This window comes from Streptomyces sp. NBC_00286 (assembly GCF_036173125.1).
GTDB lineage: Bacteria > Actinomycetota > Actinomycetes > Streptomycetales > Streptomycetaceae > Streptomyces.
In genome coordinates this window covers 7,008,923-7,032,888 of sequence record NZ_CP108054.1, presented here as the reverse complement: position 1 = coordinate 7,032,888, position 23,966 = coordinate 7,008,923, and the positions used below count along the sequence as shown (strand labels likewise).

General features: G+C 70.2%; 19 protein-coding genes. 8 read left to right on the top strand and 11 right to left on the bottom strand.

Annotated features, from left to right (window positions below; translation table 11 throughout):
- Positions 1 to 11: 11 nt before the first annotated feature.
- Positions 12 to 974 (bottom strand): helix-turn-helix transcriptional regulator, encoded by a 963-nt coding sequence (locus tag OHT21_RS31905; RefSeq protein ID WP_328771731.1) that lies wholly within the window; start codon positions 972 to 974, stop codon positions 12 to 14.
- 62 nt (positions 975 to 1,036) lie between these two features.
- Between OHT21_RS31905 and OHT21_RS31900 the strand changes: the two genes are divergently transcribed.
- Positions 1,037 to 2,194 (top strand): epoxide hydrolase family protein, encoded by a 1,158-nt coding sequence (locus tag OHT21_RS31900; RefSeq protein ID WP_328771730.1) that lies wholly within the window; start codon positions 1,037 to 1,039, stop codon positions 2,192 to 2,194.
- A gap of 192 nt (positions 2,195 to 2,386) precedes the next feature.
- Here OHT21_RS31900 and ppdK read toward each other — a convergent pair whose 3' ends face one another.
- Positions 2,387 to 5,128 carry a pyruvate, phosphate dikinase gene (ppdK, locus tag OHT21_RS31895; RefSeq protein WP_328771729.1) on the bottom strand — a complete coding sequence of 914 codons (2,742 nt, stop codon included), beginning with the start codon at positions 5,126 to 5,128 and terminating at the stop codon, positions 2,387 to 2,389.
- A 451-nt stretch (positions 5,129 to 5,579) separates the two neighbouring features.
- Positions 5,580 to 6,824 (bottom strand): ROK family protein, encoded by a 1,245-nt coding sequence (locus OHT21_RS31890; protein WP_328771728.1) that lies wholly within the window; start codon positions 6,822 to 6,824, stop codon positions 5,580 to 5,582.
- A gap of 119 nt (positions 6,825 to 6,943) precedes the next feature.
- Here OHT21_RS31890 and OHT21_RS31885 point away from each other — a divergent pair, with 119 nt between their 5' ends.
- Together OHT21_RS31885 and OHT21_RS31880 are read left to right on the top strand one after the other, a co-directional pair.
- Positions 6,944 to 8,527, top strand: coding sequence for an MGH1-like glycoside hydrolase domain-containing protein (locus tag OHT21_RS31885; protein WP_328771727.1), 1,584 nt, complete (start codon positions 6,944 to 6,946; stop codon positions 8,525 to 8,527).
- The gene (locus OHT21_RS31880) at positions 8,524 to 10,458 is read left to right on the top strand and encodes an amylo-alpha-1,6-glucosidase (protein WP_328771726.1); all 1,935 of its coding nucleotides are present in this window, start codon (positions 8,524 to 8,526) and stop codon (positions 10,456 to 10,458) included. Before OHT21_RS31885 ends, OHT21_RS31880 begins: the two co-directional genes overlap by 4 nt.
- An 8-nt stretch (positions 10,459 to 10,466) precedes the next feature.
- On the opposite strand, the gene OHT21_RS44810 is transcribed toward OHT21_RS31880, so the two are convergent.
- From OHT21_RS44810 to OHT21_RS31870, 3 genes are read right to left on the bottom strand one after another with little or no spacing between them, the layout of a single operon-like run.
- Complete coding sequence (locus OHT21_RS44810; RefSeq protein ID WP_443050682.1) at positions 10,467 to 10,763, bottom strand: DUF4333 domain-containing protein; 297 nt, start codon at positions 10,761 to 10,763, stop codon at positions 10,467 to 10,469.
- Positions 10,651 to 11,307: a response regulator transcription factor gene (locus OHT21_RS31875; RefSeq protein WP_328771725.1), complete on the bottom strand. Its 657-nt coding sequence runs from the start codon at positions 11,305 to 11,307 to the stop codon at positions 10,651 to 10,653. The genes OHT21_RS44810 and OHT21_RS31875 overlap by 113 nt, the downstream gene beginning before the upstream one ends.
- A complete protein-coding gene (locus OHT21_RS31870; RefSeq protein ID WP_328771724.1) occupies positions 11,304 to 13,709 on the bottom strand; it encodes a sensor histidine kinase in 2,406 nt (801 codons plus the stop codon). Before OHT21_RS31870 ends, OHT21_RS31875 begins: the two co-directional genes overlap by 4 nt.
- Before the next feature lie 219 nt (positions 13,710 to 13,928).
- On the opposite strand from OHT21_RS31870, the gene OHT21_RS31865 reads away from it, so the two are divergent.
- The gene (locus OHT21_RS31865; RefSeq protein ID WP_328771723.1) at positions 13,929 to 14,375 is read left to right on the top strand and encodes a peptidoglycan-binding domain-containing protein; all 447 of its coding nucleotides are present in this window, start codon (positions 13,929 to 13,931) and stop codon (positions 14,373 to 14,375) included.
- Between the two features lie 165 nt (positions 14,376 to 14,540).
- On the opposite strand, the gene dusB is transcribed toward OHT21_RS31865, so the two are convergent.
- Positions 14,541 to 15,749, bottom strand: coding sequence for a tRNA dihydrouridine synthase DusB (dusB, locus tag OHT21_RS31860; protein ID WP_328771722.1), 1,209 nt, complete (start codon positions 15,747 to 15,749; stop codon positions 14,541 to 14,543).
- A gap of 103 nt (positions 15,750 to 15,852) precedes the next feature.
- Between dusB and OHT21_RS31855 the strand changes: the two genes are divergently transcribed.
- On the top strand, positions 15,853 to 17,298 hold the full coding sequence (locus OHT21_RS31855; RefSeq protein WP_328771721.1) for an MFS transporter: 1,446 nt from the start codon (positions 15,853 to 15,855) through the stop codon (positions 17,296 to 17,298).
- A 5-nt stretch (positions 17,299 to 17,303) separates the two neighbouring features.
- Here the strand turns inward: OHT21_RS31855 and OHT21_RS31850 are convergent, their stop codons facing one another.
- Positions 17,304 to 18,239 (bottom strand): helix-turn-helix transcriptional regulator, encoded by a 936-nt coding sequence (locus OHT21_RS31850; protein ID WP_328771720.1) that lies wholly within the window; start codon positions 18,237 to 18,239, stop codon positions 17,304 to 17,306.
- Positions 18,240 to 18,340: 101 nt separating this feature from the next.
- On the opposite strand from OHT21_RS31850, the gene OHT21_RS31845 reads away from it, so the two are divergent.
- Together OHT21_RS31845 and OHT21_RS31840 are read left to right on the top strand one after the other, a co-directional pair.
- Positions 18,341 to 19,774, top strand: a complete 1,434-nt coding sequence (locus OHT21_RS31845; RefSeq protein ID WP_328771719.1) for an MFS transporter — start codon at positions 18,341 to 18,343, stop codon at positions 19,772 to 19,774.
- 112 nt (positions 19,775 to 19,886) lie between these two features.
- Positions 19,887 to 20,093, top strand: coding sequence for a hypothetical protein (locus tag OHT21_RS31840; RefSeq protein ID WP_165343914.1), 207 nt, complete (start codon positions 19,887 to 19,889; stop codon positions 20,091 to 20,093).
- A gap of 12 nt (positions 20,094 to 20,105) precedes the next feature.
- Here OHT21_RS31840 and OHT21_RS31835 read toward each other — a convergent pair whose 3' ends face one another.
- On the bottom strand, positions 20,106 to 21,002 hold the full coding sequence (locus OHT21_RS31835; protein WP_328771718.1) for an AraC family transcriptional regulator: 897 nt from the start codon (positions 21,000 to 21,002) through the stop codon (positions 20,106 to 20,108).
- Between the two features lie 123 nt (positions 21,003 to 21,125).
- Here OHT21_RS31835 and OHT21_RS31830 point away from each other — a divergent pair, with 123 nt between their 5' ends.
- Positions 21,126 to 22,163, top strand: a complete 1,038-nt coding sequence (locus OHT21_RS31830; RefSeq protein ID WP_328771717.1) for an aldo/keto reductase — start codon at positions 21,126 to 21,128, stop codon at positions 22,161 to 22,163.
- Between the two features lie 42 nt (positions 22,164 to 22,205).
- Here the strand turns inward: OHT21_RS31830 and OHT21_RS31825 are convergent, their stop codons facing one another.
- Positions 22,206 to 22,793, bottom strand: coding sequence for a TetR family transcriptional regulator (locus OHT21_RS31825; RefSeq protein ID WP_328771716.1), 588 nt, complete (start codon positions 22,791 to 22,793; stop codon positions 22,206 to 22,208).
- A 26-nt stretch (positions 22,794 to 22,819) separates the two neighbouring features.
- The gene (locus OHT21_RS31820) at positions 22,820 to 23,824 is read right to left on the bottom strand and encodes an aldo/keto reductase (RefSeq protein ID WP_328771715.1); all 1,005 of its coding nucleotides are present in this window, start codon (positions 23,822 to 23,824) and stop codon (positions 22,820 to 22,822) included.
- Positions 23,825 to 23,966 lie beyond the last annotated feature (142 nt).

The window sequence follows — 23,966 nt, the reverse complement described above, 5'->3', positions numbered from 1 at the left end:
CTGACGATGCGTCACGTCTCTCGTACGGCGGTCAGGCAGCGGACGGCCTGGGCGCGCAGGGTCTCAGCGAGTTCGGGCGGGGCCTCGGTCAGGGAGAAGTCGGCGTCGACCGAGGTGATCATCCAGGCGAGGTCGCGGGGGTTGTCGGCGCCCAGGTGCAGCAGGCAGCTGTGGTCGTCGACGGGTTCGAGGACGCCCATGCCGGGCCAGACGCGGTCGGCGACCGCCGCGGCGGACTCGTGCAGGGTGACGGTGGCTCTGAACGGCCATGCCTGCGTGGACAGTTGGTGGGCGAGATACGTGGCCACGTCCCCGTGGGGGACTTCCCGAGGCGTGAAGCGCGGGCCCGTCGGCGTGCGCGGGGTGAGCCGGTCGACGCGGAAGGTGCGCCAGTCGGCGCGGTCGGTGTCCCAGGCGACCAGGTACCAGTGGCGGCCGAAGCTCACCAGGCTGTGCGGCTCGACCGAGCGGATTCCGCCCTTGCCGCGGGCGTCGGTGTAGTCGAACCTCAGCCACTCGTGCCGGCGACACGCCTCGGCAACGGCCATCAGGACGTCCGGGGAGACCTTGGGGGCCGGAGCCTCACCCGCCCGGACGGTCGCGGCGTGCAGGGTGTTCACCCGGTAACGCAGCCGTGCGGGCAGCACCTGCTCCAGCTTGGTCAGCGCGCGCAGCGAGGACTCCTCGATTCCGGCGACCGATCCACCGGCCGCCGTGCGCAGGCCGACCACGACGGCGACGGCCTCGTCGTCGTCAAGCAGCAGCGGCGGCAGCGTGGTCCCGGCCCCGAGCCGGTAACCAGCGGTTCCCCGGGTGGCCTGCACCGGGTAGCCGAGTTCGCGCAGCCGCTCCACGTCACGGCGGAGCGTGCGACCGCTGACGCCGAGGCGGCCGGCGAGCTCGGTCCCGGACCGGTCATCGTGGGTCTGCAAAAGGGACAGCAGTCTCAGCAGCCGTCCGGACGTCTCCAGCATGCTGTCAGACTGCCAGAGGGTTAGGAACGTTCCTGACCTAAGTGCCTTCTAGCGTCACGGTCATGGCGAACACGAACACGACCACCCCCGACATCCGTCCCTTCCACATCGACATCCCGCAGACGCAACTCGACGACCTCCACGCCCGCCTGGCCGCAACCCGCTGGCCGGACGAACTGCCTGGCGTCGGCTGGAGCCGCGGCGTCCCGGTCGCCTACCTCAAGGAGCTGGCCGAGTACTGGCGCACCACGTACGACTGGCGGGCGCAGGAGGCGTCCCTCAACAAGTTCCCCCAGTACATGACCACCCTCGACGACCAGAACCTCCACTTCCTGCACGTACGTTCGCCCGAGCCCGATGCCACACCGCTGATGCTGCTGCACGGCTGGCCGGGCTCGGTGGTGGACTTCCTCGACGTCATCGGCCCGCTGTCCGACCCCCGCGCCTACGGTGGCAACCCGGCGGACGCCTTCCACCTGGTCGTCCCCTCCCTCCCGGGCTTCGCCTTCTCCACACCCCTGGCCGGCCCCGGCATGAACGCGGCGAAGATGGCCACGCTGCTCACGGGCCTCATGTCCCGCCTCGGCTACGGCCGTTACGGCGTCCATGGCTACGACACCGGCGCCTGGGTCGCCCCGGCGATGGGCAAACAGGACCCGGAACACCTCACCGGCATCCACGTCCACGGCCTGCTCACCTTCCCAGTGGGCGTCGAGGGCGAGATGGACGGCCTGACCGAGGCCGAGCAGCGGCGCTGGGACCGGATGCAGAACTTCAACGACGGCTACCTGCAGTGCAACTCCAAGCGCCCGCAGACGGTCGGCTACGCCCTCACCGACTCCCCCGTCGGCCAACTGGCCTGGATCGTCGAGAAGTTCAAGGAGCACAGCTTCCCCGAGGACGGACTGCCGGAGGACAGCATCGACCGTGACCACATGCTGACCGGCATCTCCCTGTACTGGTTCACCGCCACCGCCGCCTCGGCCGCCCAGATCTACTACGAGGAGATCTCCGCCGCCACGTGGGACCTCAGCGGGCGCGGCACCGCACCCACCGCGGTCCTCCTGACCGCCAACGACGTGGCCATCCGCCCCTGGGCCGAGCGCGACCACAACGTCGTACGGTGGACCGAACTCGACCGCGGCGGCCACTTCCTGGCGATGGAGGCCCCGGACCTGCTGGTGGACGACGTCCGAGCGTTCTTCCGCACGGTGCGCTGACCTCGGCCGTCGCGCCGAGAGGGCGGCGCCTCCGCACAGGCGCCGCCCTCTTTCCTTTCACACACCGGAGCCGCCATCGCGTCGGTGAGGGTCGGGGTGACCGACGGCGGCTCCGGAGTCGGGAAGGTCAGCGATAGTCGCCGCCCCTCGACGTGAGGCTCAGCGGTGATCACTACCCCTCGATATAGCAGGTCAGCGGTGGTCGCTGCCCTTCGACGTAGACGCCGCGCGGCCGGCCTCAAGCCGCGCCACCGGGATCCGGAACGGCGAGCACGATACGTAGTCCAGACCCACCTCGTGGAAGAAGTGGACCGACTCCGGGTCGCCGCCGTGTTCGCCGCAGACGCCGAGTTTCAGGTCGGGGCGGGTGGCGCGGCCGGCGTCGGCGGCGAGTTTCACCAGGGAGCCGACGCCGTCCTTGTCGATCGTCTCGAAGGGGGAGACGCCGAAGATGCCCTTCTCCAGGTACGCCGTGAAGAACGAGGCCTCCACGTCGTCCCGGCTGAAGCCCCACACCGTCTGCGTCAGGTCGTTCGTGCCGAAGCTGAAGAACTCCGCCGCCTCCGCGATCTGACCGGCGGTCAGCGCGGCCCGCGGCAGTTCGATCATCGTGCCGATCGACAGCTTGAGTTCCGTACCCGTCGCCGCCTCGACCTCCGCGACGACCTGGTCGGCCTCCTCGCGGACGATCTCCAGCTCCTGGACCGTACCGACCAGCGGGATCATGATCTCCGCTCGCGGATCGCCCTTGGCGTTCTTGCGCTCGGCCGCGGCCTCGGCGATCGCCCGTACCTGCATGGTGAACAGGCCGGGGATGACCAGGCCCAACCTCACACCCCTGAGCCCCAGCATGGGGTTCTGCTCGTGCAGGCGGTGCACCGCCTGGAGGAGGCGGAGGAGGTTCTCGTGCGGCTCCTGGCGGGCCTCCGCCAGGGCGACCCGGACCGACAGCTCAGTGATGTCGGGCAGGAACTCGTGCAGCGGCGGGTCGAGCAGACGGACCGTCACCGGCAGGCCGTCCATCGCCGAGAACAGCTCCACGAAGTCCTGCTTCTGCAGCGGCAACAGCTGCTTCAGCGACTCCTCGCGCTCGTCCTCCGTGTCGGCCAGGATGAGGCGCTCGACCAGCTCACGACGGTCACCGAGGAACATGTGCTCCGTACGGCACAGGCCGATGCCCTGCGCGCCGAAACGACGGGCGCGCATCGCGTCCTCGGCGTTGTCCGCGTTGGCGCGCACCCGCAGGCGGCGCTTGCGGTCGGCGAACGCCATGATCCGGTGTACGGCCTCGACCAGTTCGTCGGCGTCCTGGGCGCCCGCGTGCATCCGGCCCTCGAAGTACTCCACGACCGGCGACGGGACGACCGGGACCTCGCCCAGGTAGACCTTGCCCGACGACCCGTCGATCGAGATCAGGTCGCCCTCCTCCACCACATGACCGCCCGGGACCGTCATCCGACGGCGCTTGGTGTCGACCTCGAGCTCCTCCGCGCCGCACACACACGTCTTGCCCATGCCGCGCGCCACGACCGCCGCGTGGGACGTCTTGCCGCCCCGCGAGGTCAGGATGCCCTCCGCCGCGATCATGCCGTCCAGGTCGTCCGGGTTCGTCTCGCGGCGGACCAGGATCACCTTCTCGCCCGAACGCGACCACTTCACCGCCGTGTACGAGTCGAAGACCGCCTTGCCGACCGCCGCACCCGGCGAGGCCGCGATGCCCCGGCCGACCGTCTCGACCTTCGTGTCCTCGTCGAAGCGCGGGAACATCAGCTGCGCGAGCTGAGCGCCGTTGACACGCTGCAGCGCCTCGGCCTCGTCGATCAGCCCCTGGTCCACCAGTTGGGTCGCGATACGGAAGGCCGCGCCCGCCGTCCGCTTGCCGACGCGCGTCTGGAGCATCCACAACTGGCCGCGCTCGATGGTGAATTCGATGTCGCACAGATCCTTGTAGTGGTTCTCCAGGGTCTCCATGATCTGCATCAGCTGGTCGTACGACTTCTTGTCGATCTTTTCCAGATCGGCGAGCGGGACCGTGTTGCGGATGCCGGCGACGACGTCCTCGCCCTGCGCGTTTTGCAGGTAGTCGCCGTACACGCCCTGGTGGCCGCTCGCGGGGTCACGGGTGAAGGCCACGCCCGTGCCCGAGTCCGGGCCGAGGTTGCCGAAGACCATCGAGCAGACGTTGACGGCCGTGCCGAGGTCGTGCGGGATGCGCTCCTGGCGGCGGTAGAGCTTCGCGCGGTCGGTGTTCCACGAGTCGAAGACCGCGTGGATGGCGAGGTCCATCTGCTCGCGCGGGTCCTGCGGGAAGTCGCGCCCGGCCTCGGTCTTGACGATCTTCTTGAACTTGGTGACGAGCTTCTTCAGGTCGGCCGCTTCGAGTTCGGTGTCGACCGTGACCTTCTTGGCCACCTTCGCCGCCTCCAGCGCGTCCTCGAAGAGTTCGCCGTCGACGCCGAGGACCGTCTTGCCGAACATCTGGATGAGGCGGCGGTACGAGTCCCATGCGAAGCGGTCGTCGCCGGCCTGCTTGGCCAGCCCCTGGACGGACTTGTCGGAGAGCCCGATGTTCAGGACGGTGTCCATCATGCCGGGCATGGAGAACTTCGCCCCTGAACGGACCGATACGAGCAGGGGGTTATCGGCCTGCCCGAGCTTCTTGCCCATCTTCTCTTCGAGGGCGTCGAGGTGTGCACTCACCTCGTCACGCAGTGCCGCGGGCTCCGCGCCGCTCTCGAGGTACGTCTTGCACGCCTCAGTGGTGATCGTGAAGCCCGGCGGGACGGGAAGGCCCAGGTTGGTCATCTCGGCGAGGTTCGCGCCTTTGCCGCCGAGGAGGTCCTTGAGGTCCTTGTTGCCCTCGGTGAAGTCATAAACGAACTTCACGCCCTGAGCGTCGCTACCAGTTACGTGGGGATCTTTGTTTTCCGACACGGATCTCGACTCCTCGAGGACGCGCTGGCTGCCCTGACGGCGAGGAACATACCCAAATCGAAGGTACCTCGGTACGTCCACTTGCGCGTCATGCGGCCGTAACCGCCCGTCCGCCAACAGATCGCAAGTCAAGAGCTGGCAATGAGTCGAGAGGTGATGTTTTCACTTCCCGAACGAGTCGACGCCCGTAGACCCGCTTAAGCGCTCACATGAGCAGCGCTTCGTACGTGTGAGTTCACAGCGTGAACGATCAAGGGGTGGCACTGAGTGCCACCCCTTGGAGAAGTGCAGTTGCCCAAGATCCGCTCATCTGAGCGCAACCCTTATCAAGGGTGGCAAGAATCACGCCGATTCGAGCGGCCAGATTTCACCATGCGGACGCGTACGCGGTCCGTAATGCGAATGTCACACACCGATCGGCACCCCCGCGCATCCACTGACGCCGGGCGTCTCACACGCCCATCGCCAGCAGCCGTTCCTCGGCCCGCTCCGGCGCGTACAGGTGCTCCACCACCAGCAGCCCCGCCCCCACCAGGCCCGCCCGCTCCCCGAGCCGTGAGGTGACCACGTCCAGGTGGGCGGTGGAGCGGGGCAGGGCGCGCTGGTAGAGCAGCTCGCGTACGCCCGTGAGGAACGGAGTTCCGGCCAGATCCCCGGCGATCATCAGCACTCCGGGGTTGAGCAGTGTCACCACGGTCGCCAGTACGTCGCCGACCAGCCGCCCGGCGTCCCGCGCGAGCGCCGCCGCTCCCGGGTGCCCGGCGGTCAGCAGATCCCGCACATCCGAGCCGGAGGCCGCCGGCACCCCGGTCTCCGCGAGCCGCCGCGCCACGGCACCGCCACTGGCGACGGCGGCGAGACAGCCGTACGAACCGCACTTGCACAGCGCGTCGGCGCCCTCCGGGACCCGTATGTGCCCGATGTCCCCGGCGCCTCCGTCGATGCCCCGGTAGATCGTGCCGCCGACGACGACGCCCGCGCCGATGCCGGTGGAGACCTTGATGAGGGCGAAGGCCGAGCAGTCCGGGTAGGCGGTGCGCTGTTCGCCGTACGCCATGAGGTTGGCGTCGTTGTCCACAAGTACGGGGACGGATTCGGTGCCCGTGTGCTCGGCGAAGGAGCGGGCCAGCCGGGTCCTTATGTCGTAGCCGTCCCAGCCGGGCATCATCGGCGGCTGGACCACGCGGCCGGTGTCGCTGTCGACCGGGCCCGGCACGGAGAGCCCGATCCCGCACACCTCGTGCGCCCGGTGTCCCGCCTTCTCCAGCAGCTCACCGAACCAGCGGCCGAGTTCGCCGAGCACCACGTCCGGGCCGTCCTCGATGAGCAGCGAGCCCGTGTGCTCGGCCAGCAGTTCGCCGCTGAGCGAGAGGACAGCGGTGCGCGCGTGCCGGGTGTCGAGGTCGGCAGCGAGGACGACGGCATGTGAGTCGTCGAACTCAAGTCGGACCGAGGGCCGGCCGCCGAGCGGCGAGTCCACCGGGCCCGCGGCGCCCTCGCGCAGCCAGCCCGCCCGGAAGAGCCGGTCCAGGCGCTGGCCGACCGTGGCCCGGGACAGGCCCGTGACCTGCTGCAAGGCACCGCGTGTGGTGGCCCGTCCGCTGCGTACCAGCGCCAGCAGCTCGCCGGCGCTCCCCTGGCCGGCCGCCCTCGCGGCCCGTCCTGCCGTACCGGTCCTCCCGGCGTTCTCAGTCATGCACACCCCCTTGCGCTCCTCAACTCTGCATTACATATTGAGTTTTGCGTGTTAAATAGACGTAACCCTACGGAAGCATCAACCGAACCGGCCGGACATACGTCTTCGTGGAGACCCGAGTGGACCGCTCGACCCAGCTCACCGCCCGCCGCACCGGATCCCCGGATCCCGTACGCACCTCGACCTCACCCCCATTTTCCGGCCAGGGTGAGATCGGCCATTCCGGGACGGTCGTATACGATCCGGGCCCCGCCGCGCGTTCGCTGCATCTGAGGGCCGCGCGCGTCCTGCACGACAACTGGACCGGGACGTCCACGGTGCCCTCGCGTGGCCTGTACCCCCACCAGTGGTCCTGGGACTCGGCGTTCATCGCGATCGGGCTGCGCCATCTGTCGCCGCTCAGGGCACAAGTGGAGCTGGAGACGCTCCTGGACGCGCAGTGGGGCGACGGCCGGATTCCGCACATCGTCTTCAACCCCTCCGTCCCGCTCGACGCGTACTTCCCGAGCCCCGACTTCTGGCGCTCCTCCACCGCGGGACGCGCCGCGGGCGCCCCGCGCACCGTACAGACGTCGGGCATCGTGCAGCCACCGGTGCACGCGCTCGCCGCCTGGCTGGTGCATGTCGCCGATCCGGGCCTGTCGCGGGCCCGCGGCTTCCTGTCCGGCCTCTATCCGCGACTCGCGGCCTGGCACCGCTATCTGCTGCACCGCCGGGACCTGGGCGGCGGGGGCCTGGCCTCCGTGGTCCACCCGTGGGAGCAGGGGATGGACAACGCCCCGTCCTGGGACGCCCCGCTCAGCCGCGTCACGCCCGCCCCGCCCCGCACTTTCCGCCGCGCCGACCTGGACCACGGGGCCGCCTCGGACCGGCCGACGGATCTGGACTACGGGCGGTATGTGGCGCTGGCGAGCGACTACCGGGATCGTGAATACGTAGACGGTGAAGGCGATGGGGTGGCCCGCAGGGCCTCGTTTGAGGGCGGTGGTGGGAGACGGGCGGGAGAGTTCGCGGTCGAGGACCCGGCGTTCAACGCGCTGCTGATCGCCTCCGAGTACGCGCTGGCCCGGATCGCCCGCGAGCTGGGCGCCACGAGCACGGCCCGCAGTGCGCGCGCTGAGCGGCTGACGGCGGCGCTGGTGGAGCGGCTGTGGGACCCGGCGGAGGGCATGTTCTTCTGCCGGGACGTCACGACCGGGGAGCTCATCCCCGAGCGCGGCGTGGCAGGCCTCGTCCCGCTGCTCCTGCCTGCCCTGCCCTGCGACGTCGCCGACAGTCTCGTACGGACCCTGCGCGGGCCGCACTTCGGGCTCGGCGGCGCCACCCGGCTCGTACCGAGTTACGACCTGACCGGTGAGGCCTTCGATCCGCACCGGTACTGGCGGGGCCCGGCCTGGTTCAACACCAACTGGATGCTGGAGCGCGGCCTCAGGCTGCACGGGGAGCAGGCCCTCGCGAACCGCCTCCGCAGCTCACTGCTCGACACGGCGGGCGCCTCCGGATTCGCGGAGTACGTGACCCCGTACAGCGGCGAGGCCTGCGGAGCGACCGGCTTCAGCTGGACCGCCGCGCTGACGCTCGACCTGCTGCACGACCACGACCACCAGCACGAGCCGGGCCCTTCACGGAGCGCGGCGCAGCACGTAAGCGATCACGTAGGCGAAGAGATCGGCAAGGGTGCCAAGGGAGGGAACCAGGTATGACGGACCGGCAGCATCTGCTCGTGCACGGTGGGACGTTCGCGGCCGTGGGTGACGGCGGGGACATCAGCGGAGTGCGCGGCAGCGGCTCCCCCGACGGGCTGTTCGTACGCGACGCCCGGCATCTGAGCCGCTGGCAGCTGACCGTCGACGGCGCGGTGCCCGAGGCGCTGTCGCCGGTCACGGACGGCGACGTGGCGCGCTGTGTCCTCGTACCGCGCGGGGGCCGGCAGGAGCCGCCCGCGTACACGCTCTTCCGTGAACAGGCCGTCGCCGACGGCGCGTTCGTCGAGTCGTTGCGCGTCACCAGCAATCGGCCGGTGCCGACGACGGTCCGGATCGCGGTCACCGCGGACGCCGACTTCTCGGACCAGTTCGAGCTGCGCTCCGACCACCGTACATACGCGAAGATCGGCGCCGTCCGCTCCCGCGAAATCCTGGACGACGGCATCGAGTTCAGCTACCGGCGCGGCGAGTGGCGTTCTTGTACGACGGTCACCGCCGAGCCCGCGCCTGACGGTGTCGAGGAGACGGGTACGGGCGCCCGTCGCCTGGTCTGGGCCCTCGACCTGGAGCCGCACGGTTCCGCCGAACTGGCTCTGCGGGTCGCGGCCCGCCCGCACGGCACACCGCACCCGGAGGTGCCCGCGTCCCCGTCCGCCGTGAACGAGCAACTCCGCGCGCTGGAGGGCGAGTTCACCGAGGGCGTGCCCTTCCCGACGGGCTGGCCCGAGCTGGCCGCGGCCTGCGAGCGGGGCCTCGCCGATCTGGCCGTCCTCCAGGTCCCGGCAACGGGCCCCGATGGAGAGGAACTTCGTGTCCCGGCGGCCGGAGTCCCCTGGTTCCTGACGCTGCTCGGCCGGGACGCGCTCCTCACCTCCCTGTTCGCGCTCCCCTACCGCCCCCAGCTCGCCGCCGCCACCCTGCCCGCGCTCGCCGCGGCCCAGGCGACCGCGACCGGCACCGGAGCGGTGGCCCAGCCGGGCAAGATCGTGCACGAGGTACGGCACGGGGAGCTGGCGCACTTCGGGCAGGTGCCGTACGGGCGTTACTACGGCTCGGTCGACGCCACGCCGCTCTTCCTGGTGCTGCTGGGCGCGTACGTCGAGCAGACCGGCGATGTCGCGACCGCTCGCCGTCTCGAGCCGCACGCCCGCGCGGCGATCGGCTGGATGCTGGACCACGGCGGCCTCACCTCGCGCGGCTACCTCGTCTACCGCGCCGACGAGGGCGGCCTCGCCAACCAGAACTGGAAGGACTCCCCCGGCGCCATCTGCTCCGCCGACGGCAGCCGCGCCACCGGGCCGGTGATGGCCGCGGGTGCGCAGGGGTACGCGTACGACGCCCTGCGCCGTACCGCGCATCTGTCGCGCACGGTGTGGGACGACGAGGTGTACGCGGCGCTGCTGGAGCAGGCGGCGAGCGACCTCCGCGACCGCTTCCAGCGGGACTTCTGGATGCCCGAACGCGCCTTCCCCGCGCTGGCGTTGGACGGCGACGGCAACCAGGTGGACGCGCTGGCCTCCGACGCCGGGCATCTGCTGTGGTCGGGGTTGTTGGACAAGGAGTACGGGGAGTTGGTGGGGCGGCGGTTGCTGGAGCCGGACTTCTTCTCGGGGTGGGGGGTGCGGACGGTGGCCTCCGGGCAGGCCGCCTACCATCCGCTGTCGTATCACCGGGGGTCGGTGTGGCCGCACGACAACGCCTTGATCACACTGGGGTTGGCGCGGTACGGGCTCCATGACGAGGCCCGGACGGTCGCGCATGCGCTGGTGGACGCGGCGACGACGGCCGGCCACCGGCTCCCGGAGGTCCTTGCGGGCTACGGCCGCGACAGTCAGGGGGAGCCGGTGCCTTACCCGCACGCGTGCGTGCGGGAATCCCGGTCGGCGGCGGCTCCTTTGGCGTTGCTGACTGCCGTCGGGGGCGCCTGAGCTCGAGCTCAGGCAGCGCTGGCGTCGACCTTGATGTTGTAACTGACCTGCTTGCCGTTGACCGCGGTGGTAGTGACGGTGACAGCGCGGATGTCGGTGCCGGCAGTGACCTTGCAGCGGATCGTGGCGCCGACCCGGGCCGGGAGGTGCTCAGGACACGCGCGTGAGCGCTGCTGCCCGTACTGCCCGTACTCAGAGGTCGTCCACGTCGACCAGCCCGTCCTGGATGGCGCGGGCCACCAGGCTTGCCTTGGTCCGCGCGGGGCGGCCGACGTTCGCGTACTTGATCCGCACCCGGTCCAGATACGAGTTGACCGTCCGTACGGAGATGCCGAGACGCTGCGCGACCAGCTCCTTCGACTCCGACTGGAACCACTCGATGAGCACGTTCTCCTCGCGCACGGAGAGCTGGGGGCGGTCGGCGCGGGTGTTCGTTCCCAGCGCGCCGGCCAGCGCGGGCGGCATGTAGGGCCGCTCATCGGCTGCCGCCAGCGTCGCCTCGACCAGGTGGTCCCGGCCCTCACTCTTGGTCAGAAAGGTCGCGGCTCCCAGGTCCAGGCAGTTGAGTGCTGTCTTCTCGTCGTCCCGCATCGAGTAGACGACCACCTGCCGCCCGGCGTCGACGAGTCTTCGAAGGCTGCCGAAGGCGGGGCCGCCCTCGCCCAGTTGCAGATCCAGGACGACGACATCGGCGGTGCTGCCGGGCGCGGTCCAGGCTTCCTGTACGGAGCCGCCGGCCGCGACCACGGTGATGGGCCGCCGTGATGCGGCGTACCACGCCTCTACGCCCGAGAGGATGGCGGGATGGTCGTCCACGACGACCACGCTGACTGGTGCGTTGTCACTCATGCCTGGTCAACTCCGGAGATCGCCGGTCTTCTCCAGCCGGCCTCCACCCACACACTTTCGCCGCGCGTCGTTCGGGCCACGGTCACCTTGGCGTCCATAGCGCGGTCGTGTGCTTGAGCGGCTTCTCCCGTGCCGCGGCCGCCGGCGCAGTCCTCGCTGACCACGCTCACGCGTACCGCGCGGGGTGTCCACACGACGGTCACCCGCGCGGTCGAGCGGGTACGGCCCAGAATCACCGCCAGCGGGTCGACCAGCTCCCTGCGTACCTCCACAGGCACCTCCCCCGGCCGGCCTCGTACGGCCAGGCTCACCTTCACCCCCTGGTGCTCGACCACCTCCACGCACGCCCGCAACTCGTTCAGCAGCGGGTCGGAGACGGCATCGCTCTCCGCGAACAGGCGGCGCATACGGGCGGCTTCCACGCCGCACCGCAGCCTGACCTCCTCGTCGTGCGGGCTCAGCACGCCGTGGCCGAGGCCCACGAGCAGCGGCACCGTCGTCGCCGTCAGGGCGCGGTAGCGCTCCTTGTGGTCACGCTGCATGTCCTCGTGGATGCGTTCCCGGGTACGCAGTTCCTCCTCCTGTGCGGCCGCGGTCCCCGCTGCCGGCGCCGTACCGTGGAGCAGGTGCGTCAGCAGTACACCGACGGAGAGCTGGAAGCCGCAGTCGGAGATCCCCATGACGGCCGACTCGGCGGCGGTCGGCGCCCCCGACAAGAACACAGCGGTCGCGTTGAGTCCGATATGCACCCCGAGGAATGCCGCGAACACCCTGACCCGCAGGTCTGCCAGCAGGAACAGCGCATGCCAGCCGACCAGCCCGAACACCCAGTCCTCCGCCCCTGCCAGCCGCTCCGGCGGGAGCGTGAACGCGCCTGTCGCGGAAACCGTCAGCACCGCGCCCAGGCTCCACCAGCGCACCCTCGGCGGGATCTGCCTGCCGCGCAGCAGATAGGCGCCCCCGGTCGCCGCGACGGCGGCGAGGCAGACGAAGGCCGCTGTCTGTGCCCACGCGGGGCGGTACACGCTCTGGTAGGCCATGAGCTGGTACAGCGAGAGGGTGAACTGCGACAGCAGACTGATCAGCAGCGCGGCCAGTTGAGCCCCGTACAGCAGCTGCCCGCGGATGAGGCGGACGAGGGCCGTGTGCTGTGTCTGGGCGCGGGGCGGACGCGGTACGCCGCCGGTCACCTGCGCTCCGCCCCCTCCTGCCTGTGACGCCCGGGCCGGGCCGTGCCAGCGCCACTGCACGCGGGTCCCGGTGCCCGGATGTGAGGTGACGGAAGCGGAGCCGCCGACCGCGTGCATCCTGCCGACGATGGAACCGGAGATGCCCCGGCGCCGTGCGGGGACGGACTCCGGGTCGAATCCCCGTCCCGCGTCGGACAGTTCGACGACGGTGCCGTTCCCCTCCGCCCATGCCCTGAGCTCCGCTTCCCGCACCCCGGCATGGCGTGCCACATTGGTGACGGCCTCCCGGACCCCGTTGAATATCGCAAGCCCAGGGCCGGACGGGACCGCGAGCGGGCCCTCGATGTGCGTCTTGAGCCGCACCCTGGCCTGCCCCTCACCCTCGGGCACGCAGCCGAGAAGTGCCGCGAGGTCGACGTTCTCCGTCTCGAATCCGGGCATGGCGGACAATGCCTCCAGATCCTGTCTGGCACGGGCGGGCAGCCACGACCAGTCCCGGCCGTCGCCCTGGGAGACCATCAGCAGCGTCGCGCTCGCCGTGTCGTGCAAGGTCGCCAGGTACTCGCGCTCGGCCGCTCTCCGTGCGGCGGCGACATCAGCCTTCCGGCGCGACGCCGCCCTGGCCGCGGCCGCCCGGTCAGCCGCCCGTGCCCGCGCCCGAACCATCAGGAAAGCGGCCCTCGACAGGCCCGCCAGGAAAAGCATGCGCATCAGAGGGATCAACTCCGGGCCGTGCCCGGGCGAGGAGAGGACGTCGCCCAGCGCGCTGACGAGGGCCCCCAACGCGGCCAGGGCAGCCCCGGCCAGGGGGCGCGTCGCCCACTCGTGCTGGAAAGTGATGAGGCTGATGCCGACAATCGCCTCCACCATCACATCCGCGCCGTCGCCGCCGAGCACCGGCTGGGACAGTCCCGTCAGCACCAGCGCGGCCGCGTCCAACGTCCACAGCAGGGCGAACGGGAGCGGGCGGCGCAGCGAGTAGAGGCGCACACCGCAGGCGAGGAGAGCGGGCACCAGCAGAGACATCGCCAGGGGAATGTCCGCCACATCCGCCGAGGCGACGCCCAGCGCACTGCACAGACAGACCACGGTGGACCGGAGCCACACCCCGTACCGCTCGAGGGCCAGGATCAACAGGCGCTCGCTGGACCTGGGGCCGTCCATCGGCTCAGCGGCTCCGCCCCTGTTCCCCTCGCGTCCCCCGTGCCGCATGGGGTCAAGGGTAGTTGAACGGCGATCAAGGTAGAGCGCCCAGCGGGGAGTCGCCGCGAGGCCCGAACACCGATAACGGCCGCTCCTTTGTGGGGCAAACGACCGACACACTCAGCGACTGGACCGGGCTACCGTGCCCGTCGTACGGGACTGACACCGGCCGTGGCGGGCGCCGCAAGAACTCGGGCAGTCCGCCAACAACCAGAAGGTGGAGCAGAGTTGAGCAAAATCCGAAGCGGGCGCGCCAAGTCGGCTACGACCGCGGGGGCCCTTCTGGCCGCCCTCCTCGGCGGCGCTCTCGCCGTCGCCCCGTCCGCGACCGCGGCTGACTACTCCCCTTGCACCTACGGGGCGGTTCTGCACAACAAAGTCACAAACCCCACCTCTTACAAGTACGTCCCTTACGTTGGCAATTCGCCCAATTGCTGGCTGGACTGGGGCATGAGCAATACGGCAGTCCGCGCCCTTCAGAAGAACCTGAATTCCTGCTACGGATACAGGCTGGCAACGGATGGGGACTTCGGAGATCTCACCGAGTCGGCGCTCAAATCCGTTCAGAGGAAGGTGGGCGTCCGGGCGGACGGCGATTACGGCCCCAATACGCGGAATGCGATGGTGTGGGCGAACTACAGCATGGAAACCGGGGCGCGGATCAGCTGTAACTGACGAACAGCCGATCCACCGCCCGGCCCCGCCCCCGGCGTGAACATTCGGGACCGTTCGGTCCGCGTCCATGGCGAGGGGAGGACGCGGCTCGGGCTTGGGCGCCGCCGCTGTTCACAGCGGCGGCGCTCACTCGACCACTTGGGCCGCTGCACCCGCAGCGAACACTCAACCCCCGGACGTGTCCAACTCCGCGTCCTCGCCGATCCCGGCACAGTCGTACGGGTCCTTCAGCCAACCGTCCGGCAGGACAACCCTGTTGTTGCCGGACGTACGTCCGCGTGGCCCGTCCGCGCCCGTCGGCCACGGCTGGTCGAGGTCCAACTCGTCGAGCCCGGAACGAAGTTCGGCCAGTGACGACGTGATCGCCAGGCGCTTACGCATCTCCGAGCCGACCGCGAAACCCTTCAGGTACCAGGCCACGTGCTTGCGGAAGTCGATGACTCCGCGCGCCTCGCCCGCCCGTCTCCCACCACCACCCTCAACGGTGGCCCTTCGGGCCGCCCCTCCTTGTTCGATCCACTCCCCGAGCAGGGTCGCATGGCGGACCATGACGTCGGCCACCTCGCGGAGGGTCGGTCGCGCGTAGTCGCCCGTACGACCCTCGAAGGCGGCCACCAGGTCCGCGAACAGCCACGGGCGGCCCAGGCAACCGCGCCCCACGACCACCCCGTCGCAACCCGTCACCCGCACCATCCGCAGCGCGTCGTCCGCCGACCAGATGTCGCCGTTGCCGAGGACGGGAATCTCCGGCACGTGCTCCTTGAGGCGGGCGATCGCCTCCCAGTCCGCCGTGCCGCCGTAGTGCTGCGCGGCCGTCCTGCCGTGGAGGGCGATCGCCGTCACGCCCTCCTCGACCGCGATCCGGCCCGCGTCCAGGTACGTGATGTGGTCGTCGTCGATGCCCTTGCGCATCTTCATCGTGACCGGCAGGTCCCCGGCGCCGCTCACCGCCTCGCGCAGGATCGCGCGCAGCAGGTGGCGCTTGTACGGGAGGGCCGAGCCGCCGCCCTTGCGCGTCACCTTCGGTACGGGGCAGCCGAAGTTGAGGTCGATGTGGTCGGCGAGGTCCTCCTCCGCGATCATGCGGACGGCCTTGCCGACGGTCGCCGGGTCGACTCCGTACAGCTGGATCGAGCGCGGCGTCTCCGAGGCGTCGAAGTGGATCAGCTGCATGGTCTTCTCGTTGCGCTCGACCAGCGCCCGCGTCGTGATCATCTCGCTGACGAACAGACCCTTGCCGCCGCTGAACTCCCTGCACAGCGTGCGGAACGGCGCGTTCGTGATCCCGGCCATGGGGGCGAGGACGACGGGCGGCCGCACCGGGTGCGGGCCGATCGACAGCGGGGCGTTCACGAGAGGTGTGGGCGTGGGCATGGCCCCATTGTCCCGTACGCCGACGGGCACGAGCCACGGCCTTTCGGCGACCGACCGAGGTCGTTAGTTAGGCGCACTACCGATATCGGCGTACCCTGATGGAATGCCCGAGCTCAGCCACCGCCGACGCATGCTCGTCCTCGCGATCTGCTGTATGAGCCTGCTGATCGTGAGCCTCGACAACACCGTGCTGAACGTCGCGCTGCCCTCGATGCAGCGCGAACTGCACGCGAGTACGGCCGGACTCCAGTGGACGATCGACGCGTACACGCTGGTACTCGCCTCGCTGCTGATGCTCGCGGGCTCGACGGCAGACCGTATCGGCCGCAAGCGGGTCTTCATGGCGGGCCTGGTCGTCTTCACAGTCGGCTCGGTGCTGTGTTCCCTCGCGCCGAACCTCGAATCGCTCATCGCCTTCCGGATGGTGCAGGCGGTGGGCGGTTCGATGCTCAACCCGGTCGCGATGTCGATCATCACCAACACGTTCACGGAGCCGCGCGAGCGCGCCCGCGCCATCGGGGTGTGGGGCGGTGTCGTCGGCATATCGATGGCGGCCGGCCCTCTGATCGGCGGCGTTCTCGTGGACTCGGTCGGCTGGCGCTCGATCTTCTGGATCAACCTCCCGGTGGGCCTGGCAGCGCTCCTGCTCACCCTCCGGTACGTCCCCGAGTCCCGCGCCCCGAAGGCCCGTCGCCCCGACCCGGTCGGCCAGCTCCTGGTGATCGCGCTGCTCGGCTCCCTGACGTACGCGATCATCGAGGCCCCCCACGCGAGCGCCCCCACAGTCATCGCCTTCGGCGCCCTGGCCCTGGCCGCCCTGCTGAGCCTCCTGTGGTACGAGCCACGCCGTGCCGAACCCCTCATCGACCTGCGCTTCTTCCGGTCGGCGCCGTTCAGCGGGGCCACGGTCGTGGCGATCAGCGCGTTCGCGGCACTCGGCGGCTTCCTCTTCCTCTCGACGCTCTATCTGCAGAACGTACGCGGGCTCACCGCCCTGAGCGCGGGCCTGTGGATGCTCCCCATGGCCGCCTTGACCTTCGTGTCCGCCCCGCTGTCCGGCCGCCTGATCGGCAGCCGCGGCCCTCGCCTCTCGCTCCTGGTCGCCGGGGTCGCGATGACCGCGAGCGGGGTGCTCTTCGCCGCCTTCGAGGCCGAGACCTCGAACGTCACGCTCGTCATCGGCTACGTCCTCTTCGGCCTCGGCTTCGGCTTCGTCAACGCCCCCATCACCAACACCGCCGTCTCCGGCATGCCCCGCGCCCAGGCCGGTGTCGCCGCCGCGGTCGCCTCCACCAGCCGCCAGATCGGCCAGACCCTGGGCGTGGCCGTGGTCGGCGCCGTACTCGCCTCGGGCCTGGGCTCGCTCCCGTACCGCGAGGTCTACGTCTCAGCCGCCCGCCCCGGCTGGTGGATCATCGCGGCCTGCGGCCTCGCGGTCCTGCTCGTCGGCGCCCTGACGAGCGGCCGCTGGGCCCGCCGAACCGCCGAACGCACCGCGGAACGGCTGGAGTCGGCGGAGGTCAAGGAACAGGCGGACGTACTGGCCTGAGGCTCTCAGCCCCGCTCGAGGGCGATCGCGTGCAGCTTCTCCAGGCGTTCGCGGGACTCGGTGTCGACCGGGGCGAATGTCAGCATGCGGGGGCCGTTGTGCGGGCCCAGCCACAGGTCGGTGCTGTCCACGGTGAGCAGGCCGACGTGGGCGTTGGTGAACTGCTTGCGTTTGCTGCTCGACGTCACGACCTCGTGCCGCTCCCAGATCCTCCGGAATTCCGGCGACTCGGTACGCAGCCGGCTGAGCAGCATCTTCCAGGCGGGCTCGGCGAGATGACCGGCCATCGAGGCGCGGAACTTGGCCGCCATGACCCGCATGGTCTCCTCCAGCCGCACGAGCGACGACTGCCAGTCCTCGTTCGTGAAGCACAGGAGCATGCAGTTGCGGTCCTCCGGCGGGATGGCGTCGAGGTCGCAGAACAGCAGCCCGTACGTGCGGTTGTGGGCGAGGATGTCGTACCGGCTGTTCTGGATGGAGGCCGGGATCGGATCCAGCTGTCGCAGGAGGGCCCGCTGGGCATCGGTGACCGACGCGCAGTGCGCGCCGGGTGCGGGGTCGACGGCCCCCGCCAGGTTGAACAGGTGCGCACGCTCGCTCCCGTCGAGCATCAGCGTGCGGGCGAGGGCGTCGAGGACCTGGACGGAGACCTGGATGTCCCTGGCCTGCTCGAGCCACGTGTACCAGGTGACGCCGACCGCGGAGAGCTGCGCGACCTCCTCGCGGCGCAGGCCCGGGGTGCGCCGTCGGCGGCCTCGCGGCAGGCCCACCTGCTCGGGGGTGACGTGCTCGCGGCGATGGCGCAAGAAGGCGGCGAGTTCATGCCGCCGGATCTCCGACTCCTTCGCCCCGCGAGCCTCGTCGGCCTGCTGGGCGCCGGGCGGCACGGCGTCCCGTACCGCCGTCTTCCGTGCAGCCGTCTCCTGGGCCATGCTCGTCATGCCTCCAGCCTGCCGCCACGCCAAGCCTGTTGCCAGGTACTGCTGCTACCAGGATAAGAAGACTCTGGTACCAGGCTGAGAGTCGGCCAAAGCTGAGGGACGTGACTGAAACGACGACTCTCGACCGCAGTGCCGCCCGCTCCCCCGCCGCCCCGCCCGTACTCGGCGGACTCGGACTCTTCACCGTGCTCCTCGGCGCGGCGCTCCCCCTCATCGACTTCTTCATCGTCAACGTCGCCCTGCCGACGATCGGCCGCGACCTGTCCGCCGGCGAGGCGGTCCTGGAGCTCGTCGTCGCCGGATACGGAGTCTCGTACGCCGTGCTCCTCGTCCTCGGCGGACGGCTCGGCGACATGTTCGGCCGGCGTCGACTCTTCCTCGCCGGTATGGCCGCTTTCGGGCTGACCTCGCTGGCCTGCGGCCTGGCGCCCACCGCCTGGACCCTGGTCGCGGCACGCGTCGCACAGGGCGCGGCAGCCGCGGCGATGCTGCCGCAGGTCCTCGCCACCATCCAGTCGGCGACTCAAGGACCGCGCCGCGCCAAGGCCATGAGCCTGTACGGAGCGACCGCCGGGCTCTCCATGGTCGCGGGCCAGATCCTCGGCGGCGTCCTGGTCGCCGCGAACATCGCGGGCACGGAATGGCGTTCGGTATTTCTCGTGAACGTCCCGGTCGTCCTGCTCGGCCTGGTCCTGGCCGCACGCACCGTTCCCGAGACCCGGTCGCAGCACCCCGAGCCGGTGGACGTCCCCGGCACACTGCTGCTGGCCGTCTCCCTGCTGACCCTGCTGGCGCCGCTGACCGAGGGCCGGGCGGCGGGCTGGCCGCTGTGGACCTGGCTGGCACTGGCGGCGTTCCCCTTCGCGGCGACGGCGTTCTATCTCGTCGAGCGCCGGGAGGACCGTCAGGGCCGTACGCCCCTGGTGCCGCCGAGCCTGTTCGCGCTGGCGTCGCTGCGCCGGGGCCTGGCCATGGTGGTGCCGTTCTCGATCGGCTTCAGCGGCTTCATGTTCGTGATCGCGGTGGCGCTGCAGCAGGGTGCCGGGCTCGGCCCGGTCCCGGCCGGACTCGCGCTGGCGCCCATGGCGGTGGTGTTCCTCGTCGTCTCGCTCTGGGGCCCGCGGCTCGTCACCCGATACGGAACCCGCATCGTGACCGTCGGCGGACTGATCCAGGGTCTCGGCGTGGCGCTCATCGCCCTCGCCGCCTGGCGCTCCTGGCCGGACCTCGGCGTGGTGGAACTGCTGCCGGGCGCGGCCGTGGCGGGCGCGGGCCAGGCCCTCCAACTCCCCATCCTTTTCCGTGTGATCCTCTCCGAGGTCCCGCCCGCCCGGGCCGGAGTCGGCAGCGGCGTGATGATCACGGTCCAGCAGTCGGCCCTCGCCCTGGGCGTCGCCTCCCTCGGCACCCTCTTCCTCGGCCTGGTCCCGAGCATGGGCATGCGAGATGCCCTGGTCACCACGCTGTTGGTGCAGTTGGCGGGCATCGTCCTGACGATCCTGCTGAGTCTGCGTCTACCGCGCAAGATCAGCTAGAGCCCCTGGCCTCGACGCCGTTCGTGTGCCAACTCTCCTCATAAGTACCCCCTGTTGATGTTGGTCTTGCTGCACACTCGCTCTGCGAGCCACCCCACAAGAGGAGTTCGTCATGCTGCAGATCAACACAAGCAAGGTGAGCCGCTGGGACCAGCACGGCCGCGAGCACGTCGTACGGGTTCAACGCTCTGGCGTGCAGCGCACGATCAGATGCGATACGTGCGGCTGGCGGAAGGGCGCCCAGTTCCTGCCGTGGCTGAAGGCGGAGGAACACCTGGCGGAGGCGCATCAGGCGACGGTGGATCCGTCGGAGGGATAGCGGAGCCGGTCCCTACCGTGCCCGCCCGGTGCCCACCAGCTGGCTCCGCAGCCGGGCCGCGTCCTGGGCCGGCGGCAGTCCGTACGCCCGTCGGTACTCGCGGTTGAACTGCGTCGCGCTCATATAGCCGACCCCTTCGGCGACCACGGCAGCCGTGGTGTCGCCGGCGAGGAGACGGCGGCGGGCCTCCTGAAGCCGCAGATGCTTCTGGAAGCGCAACGGGCTCATGCCGGTCGCGGACTTGAAGTGGCGGTGCAGAGTGGCGGGGCTCATATGGGCCACTGCCGCGATCTTCTCGATGCTGAGCGGCTCGGTGTAGTGCTCGCAGATCCACCTGGCCGCCGTGCGGACCCGGGCGGCGGCGGTGTCCCCCAGCGTGAAGTGACGCAGGGTCGGGCCGAGGGGACTGCCGAGCAGGCGGTAGAGGATCTCGCCCTCGATACGGTTCGCCAGGGGGCGGATGTCCTCCGGAGTGTCGAGCAGCCGTACCCATCGGGTGACCGCGTCGACGATCTCGGGGGTCATCGGTGCGGTGATCTGCCCGCCGGGCTCGGGCTCCGGACCGGTGGGCGTGACGGGGTCCGTTCCGTCCAGTTCCAGCAGGAGGTCGGCGAGCATCGTGCCGTCGAGGCGCAGCACCGCCGAGCGGTACGGCAGCCGCTCGAACGTAGAGGTGACCGGCAGCACGAGCGAGTTGAAGAGCATCTCCCCGCTCCCGGTCGTCCAGCTCCTCTCGCCCGCGACACTGCTCTTGGAGCCGTCGACGATGAAGCAGATCATGGGCTCGTACAGCAGGTCGATGGGGGTGATGGGCTCGTCCAGCCGCACCAGCCGGAGGCGTGGCACCGCGGAGTCGGACCACCAGTCGTCGCCGTGCCGGGCGATGGCCGACGCGAGCTCGTCCAGCATGAAGCGCTCCCTGAGTAGCGGGTCCTGAGTGGGGTCCCGAGCGGGCATCCTGAGAGGATCAGGCAATCCTATGCGGTCCTTGCCCCATGACCGCTGGGTGCCCGCGCTCGTAGCGTCGACGGCATGACACAGCAGGACACAGACCAGCAGGGCACAGACCAGAGCCGGAAGTTGCCGACCCGCAAGCTCGGCACGCAGGGCCTTGAGGCCGGGGCGATCGGTCTCGGCACGATGGGCATGACCATGGCGTACGGCGCCGGTGACGAGCCCGGCGGCATCGCCACCATCCGCAGGGCGTACGAGCTCGGCGTCACCCTCTTCGACACCGCCGAGCTGTACGGCATGGGCACCGGCAGCAACGAGCAGTTGCTCGGCCGGGCCGTGAAGGACTTCCGCGACGACGTGGTCATCGCCACCAAGTTCGGCTTCGACATGAGCGCCCCGCAGACCGGCGCGGGCATGACGCTGAACAGCCGCCCCGACCACATCCGCGAGGTCACCGAGAACAGCCTGCGCCACCTCGGCACGGAGTACATCGACGTCCTCTACCAGCACCGGGTCGACCCGGACGTACCCATCGAGGACGTGGCGGGCACCGTCGGCGAACTGATCGCCGAAGGCAAGGTGCGGTATCTCGGACTCAGCGAGGCCGGCCCGGACATCCTGCGGCGCGCCCACGCCGTCCACCCGGTGTCCGTGCTGCAGACCGAGTACTCGGTGTTCGAGCGGGCCGTCGAGGCCGAAGTACTGCCCGTGGTACGCGAGTTGGGCATCGGCTTCGTACCGTACTCACCGCTGGGCCGCGGCTTCCTCACCGGCGAGGTGAGGCCCGCCGCCGAATACCCGGCGGACGACATGCGCAGCTGGGACGACCGCTGGCAGCCCGGCAACTACGAGAAGAACCTGGCCGCCATCCGCGAGCTGACCGCACTGGCCGACGCGAAGGGCATCACGGTCACGCAGTTGGCGCTGGCCTGGCTGCTCGCCCAAGCCGACGACATCGTGCCCATCCCCGGCACCCGCAGCCCGCGGCGCCTCGCCGAGAACGTCGCGGCGGCGCAGGTCACGCTCACACCGCAGGACTTGGCCCGCGTCCAGGAGATCCTGCCGCGGGGCGCGGCGGGATCCCGCTACCCGGAGGCGATCATGCCGTCATGGTGAGGCCCGGGGGCCCTGGTAAGGCCCGGGGGCTGCTGATGGATCTCAGGCGCGCAGGCCTCGTAGCACCAGGTCCATGACCGCCTCGAACTCCGCGTCGATCCCCGGCCGTTCCCATTCCGGGGCGTAGACCGGGTCGTGGAAGCGGCCCGTGGCCTGGAAGAGGGCGCGGGCGGTGGCCGCCGGGTCGGCGGTGGTGAAGACACCGGCGTCGACACCGGCCCGGACGATCTCCGTCAGCTGGCCGGTCAGGTCGTCGAGATGCCGGCCGACCGCCTCGCCGTTCTCGTGGGCCAGCACGCTGTACGTGGCGAACAGCTCGGGATCGTCTCCCGCCTTGCGGCGCTTGGCGGCGAAGAGGGCCCCGAGCCAGTCGCGCACCCGGGCCTCCGGGTCCCGTTCGCCCTCGGCGACGATGCCGGACAGGGCTTCCGTCGTACGGTCCAGCCATCGCATCGTCACCGCCTCCCGCAGCGCCGCCTTCGTACGGAAGTGCCGGTAGACGCTGCCATGGCTGACGCCCAGCGCACGGGCCACGTCCACCACGGTGGCCTTGGCCGGGCCATGGCGGCGCAGCACCTCCTCGGTCGCTTCGAGGATGCGCTCGGCGGTCAGAGTCCCGGTGGTCGCCATGTCGATGACCGTACCTGGCGGCGGGGTCAGCGTTCGCTGTCGAGGTGTGCCATCTGCTGCTCGGGGTAGCGCTCGCCCGCGACGGCGTCGGCCGGCACCGCGTCCTCGATCGCGGCGAGGTCGGCGGCGTCGAGGGTGACGTCCAGCGCGCCGAGCGCCTCGGTCAGCCGGTCCCGGCGCCGGGCGCCGATCAACGGCACGATGTCCTCGCCGCGGGACAGCACCCAGGCGATGGCGATCTGCGCGACCGAGACACCCTTCTGCTCGGCGATCTTCCGCAACGCCTCGACGAGACCCAGGTTGTGCTGGAGGTTCTCGCCCTGGAAACGGGGCGAGAACGCGCGGAAGTCGTTCGGCGCCAGCTGCCGGTCCGCGGTGAAGTGCCCGGAGATCAGCCCACGGGAGAGCACGCCGTACGCCGTGACGCCGATCCCCAGCTCACGGGTGACCGGCAGCACCTTGTCCTCGATGCCGCGCGAGATGAGCGAGTACTCGATCTGCAGGTCCGCGATCGGCGCGGTCGCGGCGGCCCGGCGGATCGTCTCGGCGCCGACCTCGCTGAGGCCGATGTGCCGGACGTACCCCTTCTCGACCAGTTCCGCGATCGCGCCGACCGTCTCCTCGATCGGTACGTCCGGGTCGAGGCGGGCGATGCGGTAGACGTCGATGTGCTCGACGCCGAGGCGCTGAAGCGAGTACGCGGCGAAGTTCTTGACCGCGGCCGGCCGGCCGTCGTAACCGACCCAGCCGCCGTCCGGGTCGCGCAACGCCCCGAACTTCACGCTGGTGAGCGCCTGTTCGCGCCGCGAGGCGGGCGCGGTCCTGAGCGCCTCGCCGATCAGCATCTCGTTGTGGCCCATGCCGTAGAAGTCGCCGGTGTCGAGCAGGGTCACGCCCGCTTCGAGGGCGGCATGGACGGTCGCGATGGACTCGGCGCGGTCGGCCTCGCCGTACAACGCCGACATGCCCATGCAGCCGAGGCCGAGCGCGGAGACCTGAGGGCCGGTCGTTCCGAGAGGGCGGGTTTGCATACGAGCTCCTTGGGGTCCCGGCGGGGACGGAAGGCCCCGCCGGATGGGGTGTCGTACATCCACCACCCACCCTGACATGACAACTGACAGATTTCAATATCTGTTATCCGTCAGCTGTCATGTGTCAGCGATTGCTATCCAG

What these genes read in the sequence shown, in the direction of transcription:
- OHT21_RS31905 (WP_328771731.1), bottom strand. Translation starts at nt 974, where the DNA reads ATGCTGGAGACGTCCGGACGGCTGCTGAGACTGCTGTCCCTTTTGCAG.
- OHT21_RS31825 (WP_328771716.1), bottom strand. Translation starts at nt 22,793, where the DNA reads ATGGCGACCACCGGGACTCTGACCGCCGAGCGCATCCTCGAAGCGACC.
- OHT21_RS31820 (WP_328771715.1), bottom strand. Translation starts at nt 23,824, where the DNA reads ATGCAAACCCGCCCTCTCGGAACGACCGGCCCTCAGGTCTCCGCGCTC.
- OHT21_RS31890 (WP_328771728.1), bottom strand. Translation starts at nt 6,824, where the DNA reads ATGACTGAGAACGCCGGGAGGACCGGTACGGCAGGACGGGCCGCGAGG.
- dusB (WP_328771722.1), bottom strand. Translation starts at nt 15,749, where the DNA reads ATGCCCACGCCCACACCTCTCGTGAACGCCCCGCTGTCGATCGGCCCG.
- OHT21_RS31840 (WP_165343914.1), top strand. Translation starts at nt 19,887, where the DNA reads ATGCTGCAGATCAACACAAGCAAGGTGAGCCGCTGGGACCAGCACGGC.
- OHT21_RS31875 (WP_328771725.1), bottom strand. Translation starts at nt 11,307, where the DNA reads ATGAGTGACAACGCACCAGTCAGCGTGGTCGTCGTGGACGACCATCCC.
- OHT21_RS31830 (WP_328771717.1), top strand. Translation starts at nt 21,126, where the DNA reads ATGACACAGCAGGACACAGACCAGCAGGGCACAGACCAGAGCCGGAAG.
- OHT21_RS31850 (WP_328771720.1), bottom strand. Translation starts at nt 18,239, where the DNA reads ATGACGAGCATGGCCCAGGAGACGGCTGCACGGAAGACGGCGGTACGG.
- OHT21_RS31855 (WP_328771721.1), top strand. Translation starts at nt 15,853, where the DNA reads ATGCCCGAGCTCAGCCACCGCCGACGCATGCTCGTCCTCGCGATCTGC.
- OHT21_RS31880 (WP_328771726.1), top strand. Translation starts at nt 8,524, where the DNA reads ATGACGGACCGGCAGCATCTGCTCGTGCACGGTGGGACGTTCGCGGCC.
- OHT21_RS31870 (WP_328771724.1), bottom strand. Translation starts at nt 13,709, where the DNA reads ATGCGGCACGGGGGACGCGAGGGGAACAGGGGCGGAGCCGCTGAGCCG.
- OHT21_RS31835 (WP_328771718.1), bottom strand. Translation starts at nt 21,002, where the DNA reads ATGCTGGACGAGCTCGCGTCGGCCATCGCCCGGCACGGCGACGACTGG.
- OHT21_RS31900 (WP_328771730.1), top strand. Translation starts at nt 1,037, where the DNA reads ATGGCGAACACGAACACGACCACCCCCGACATCCGTCCCTTCCACATC.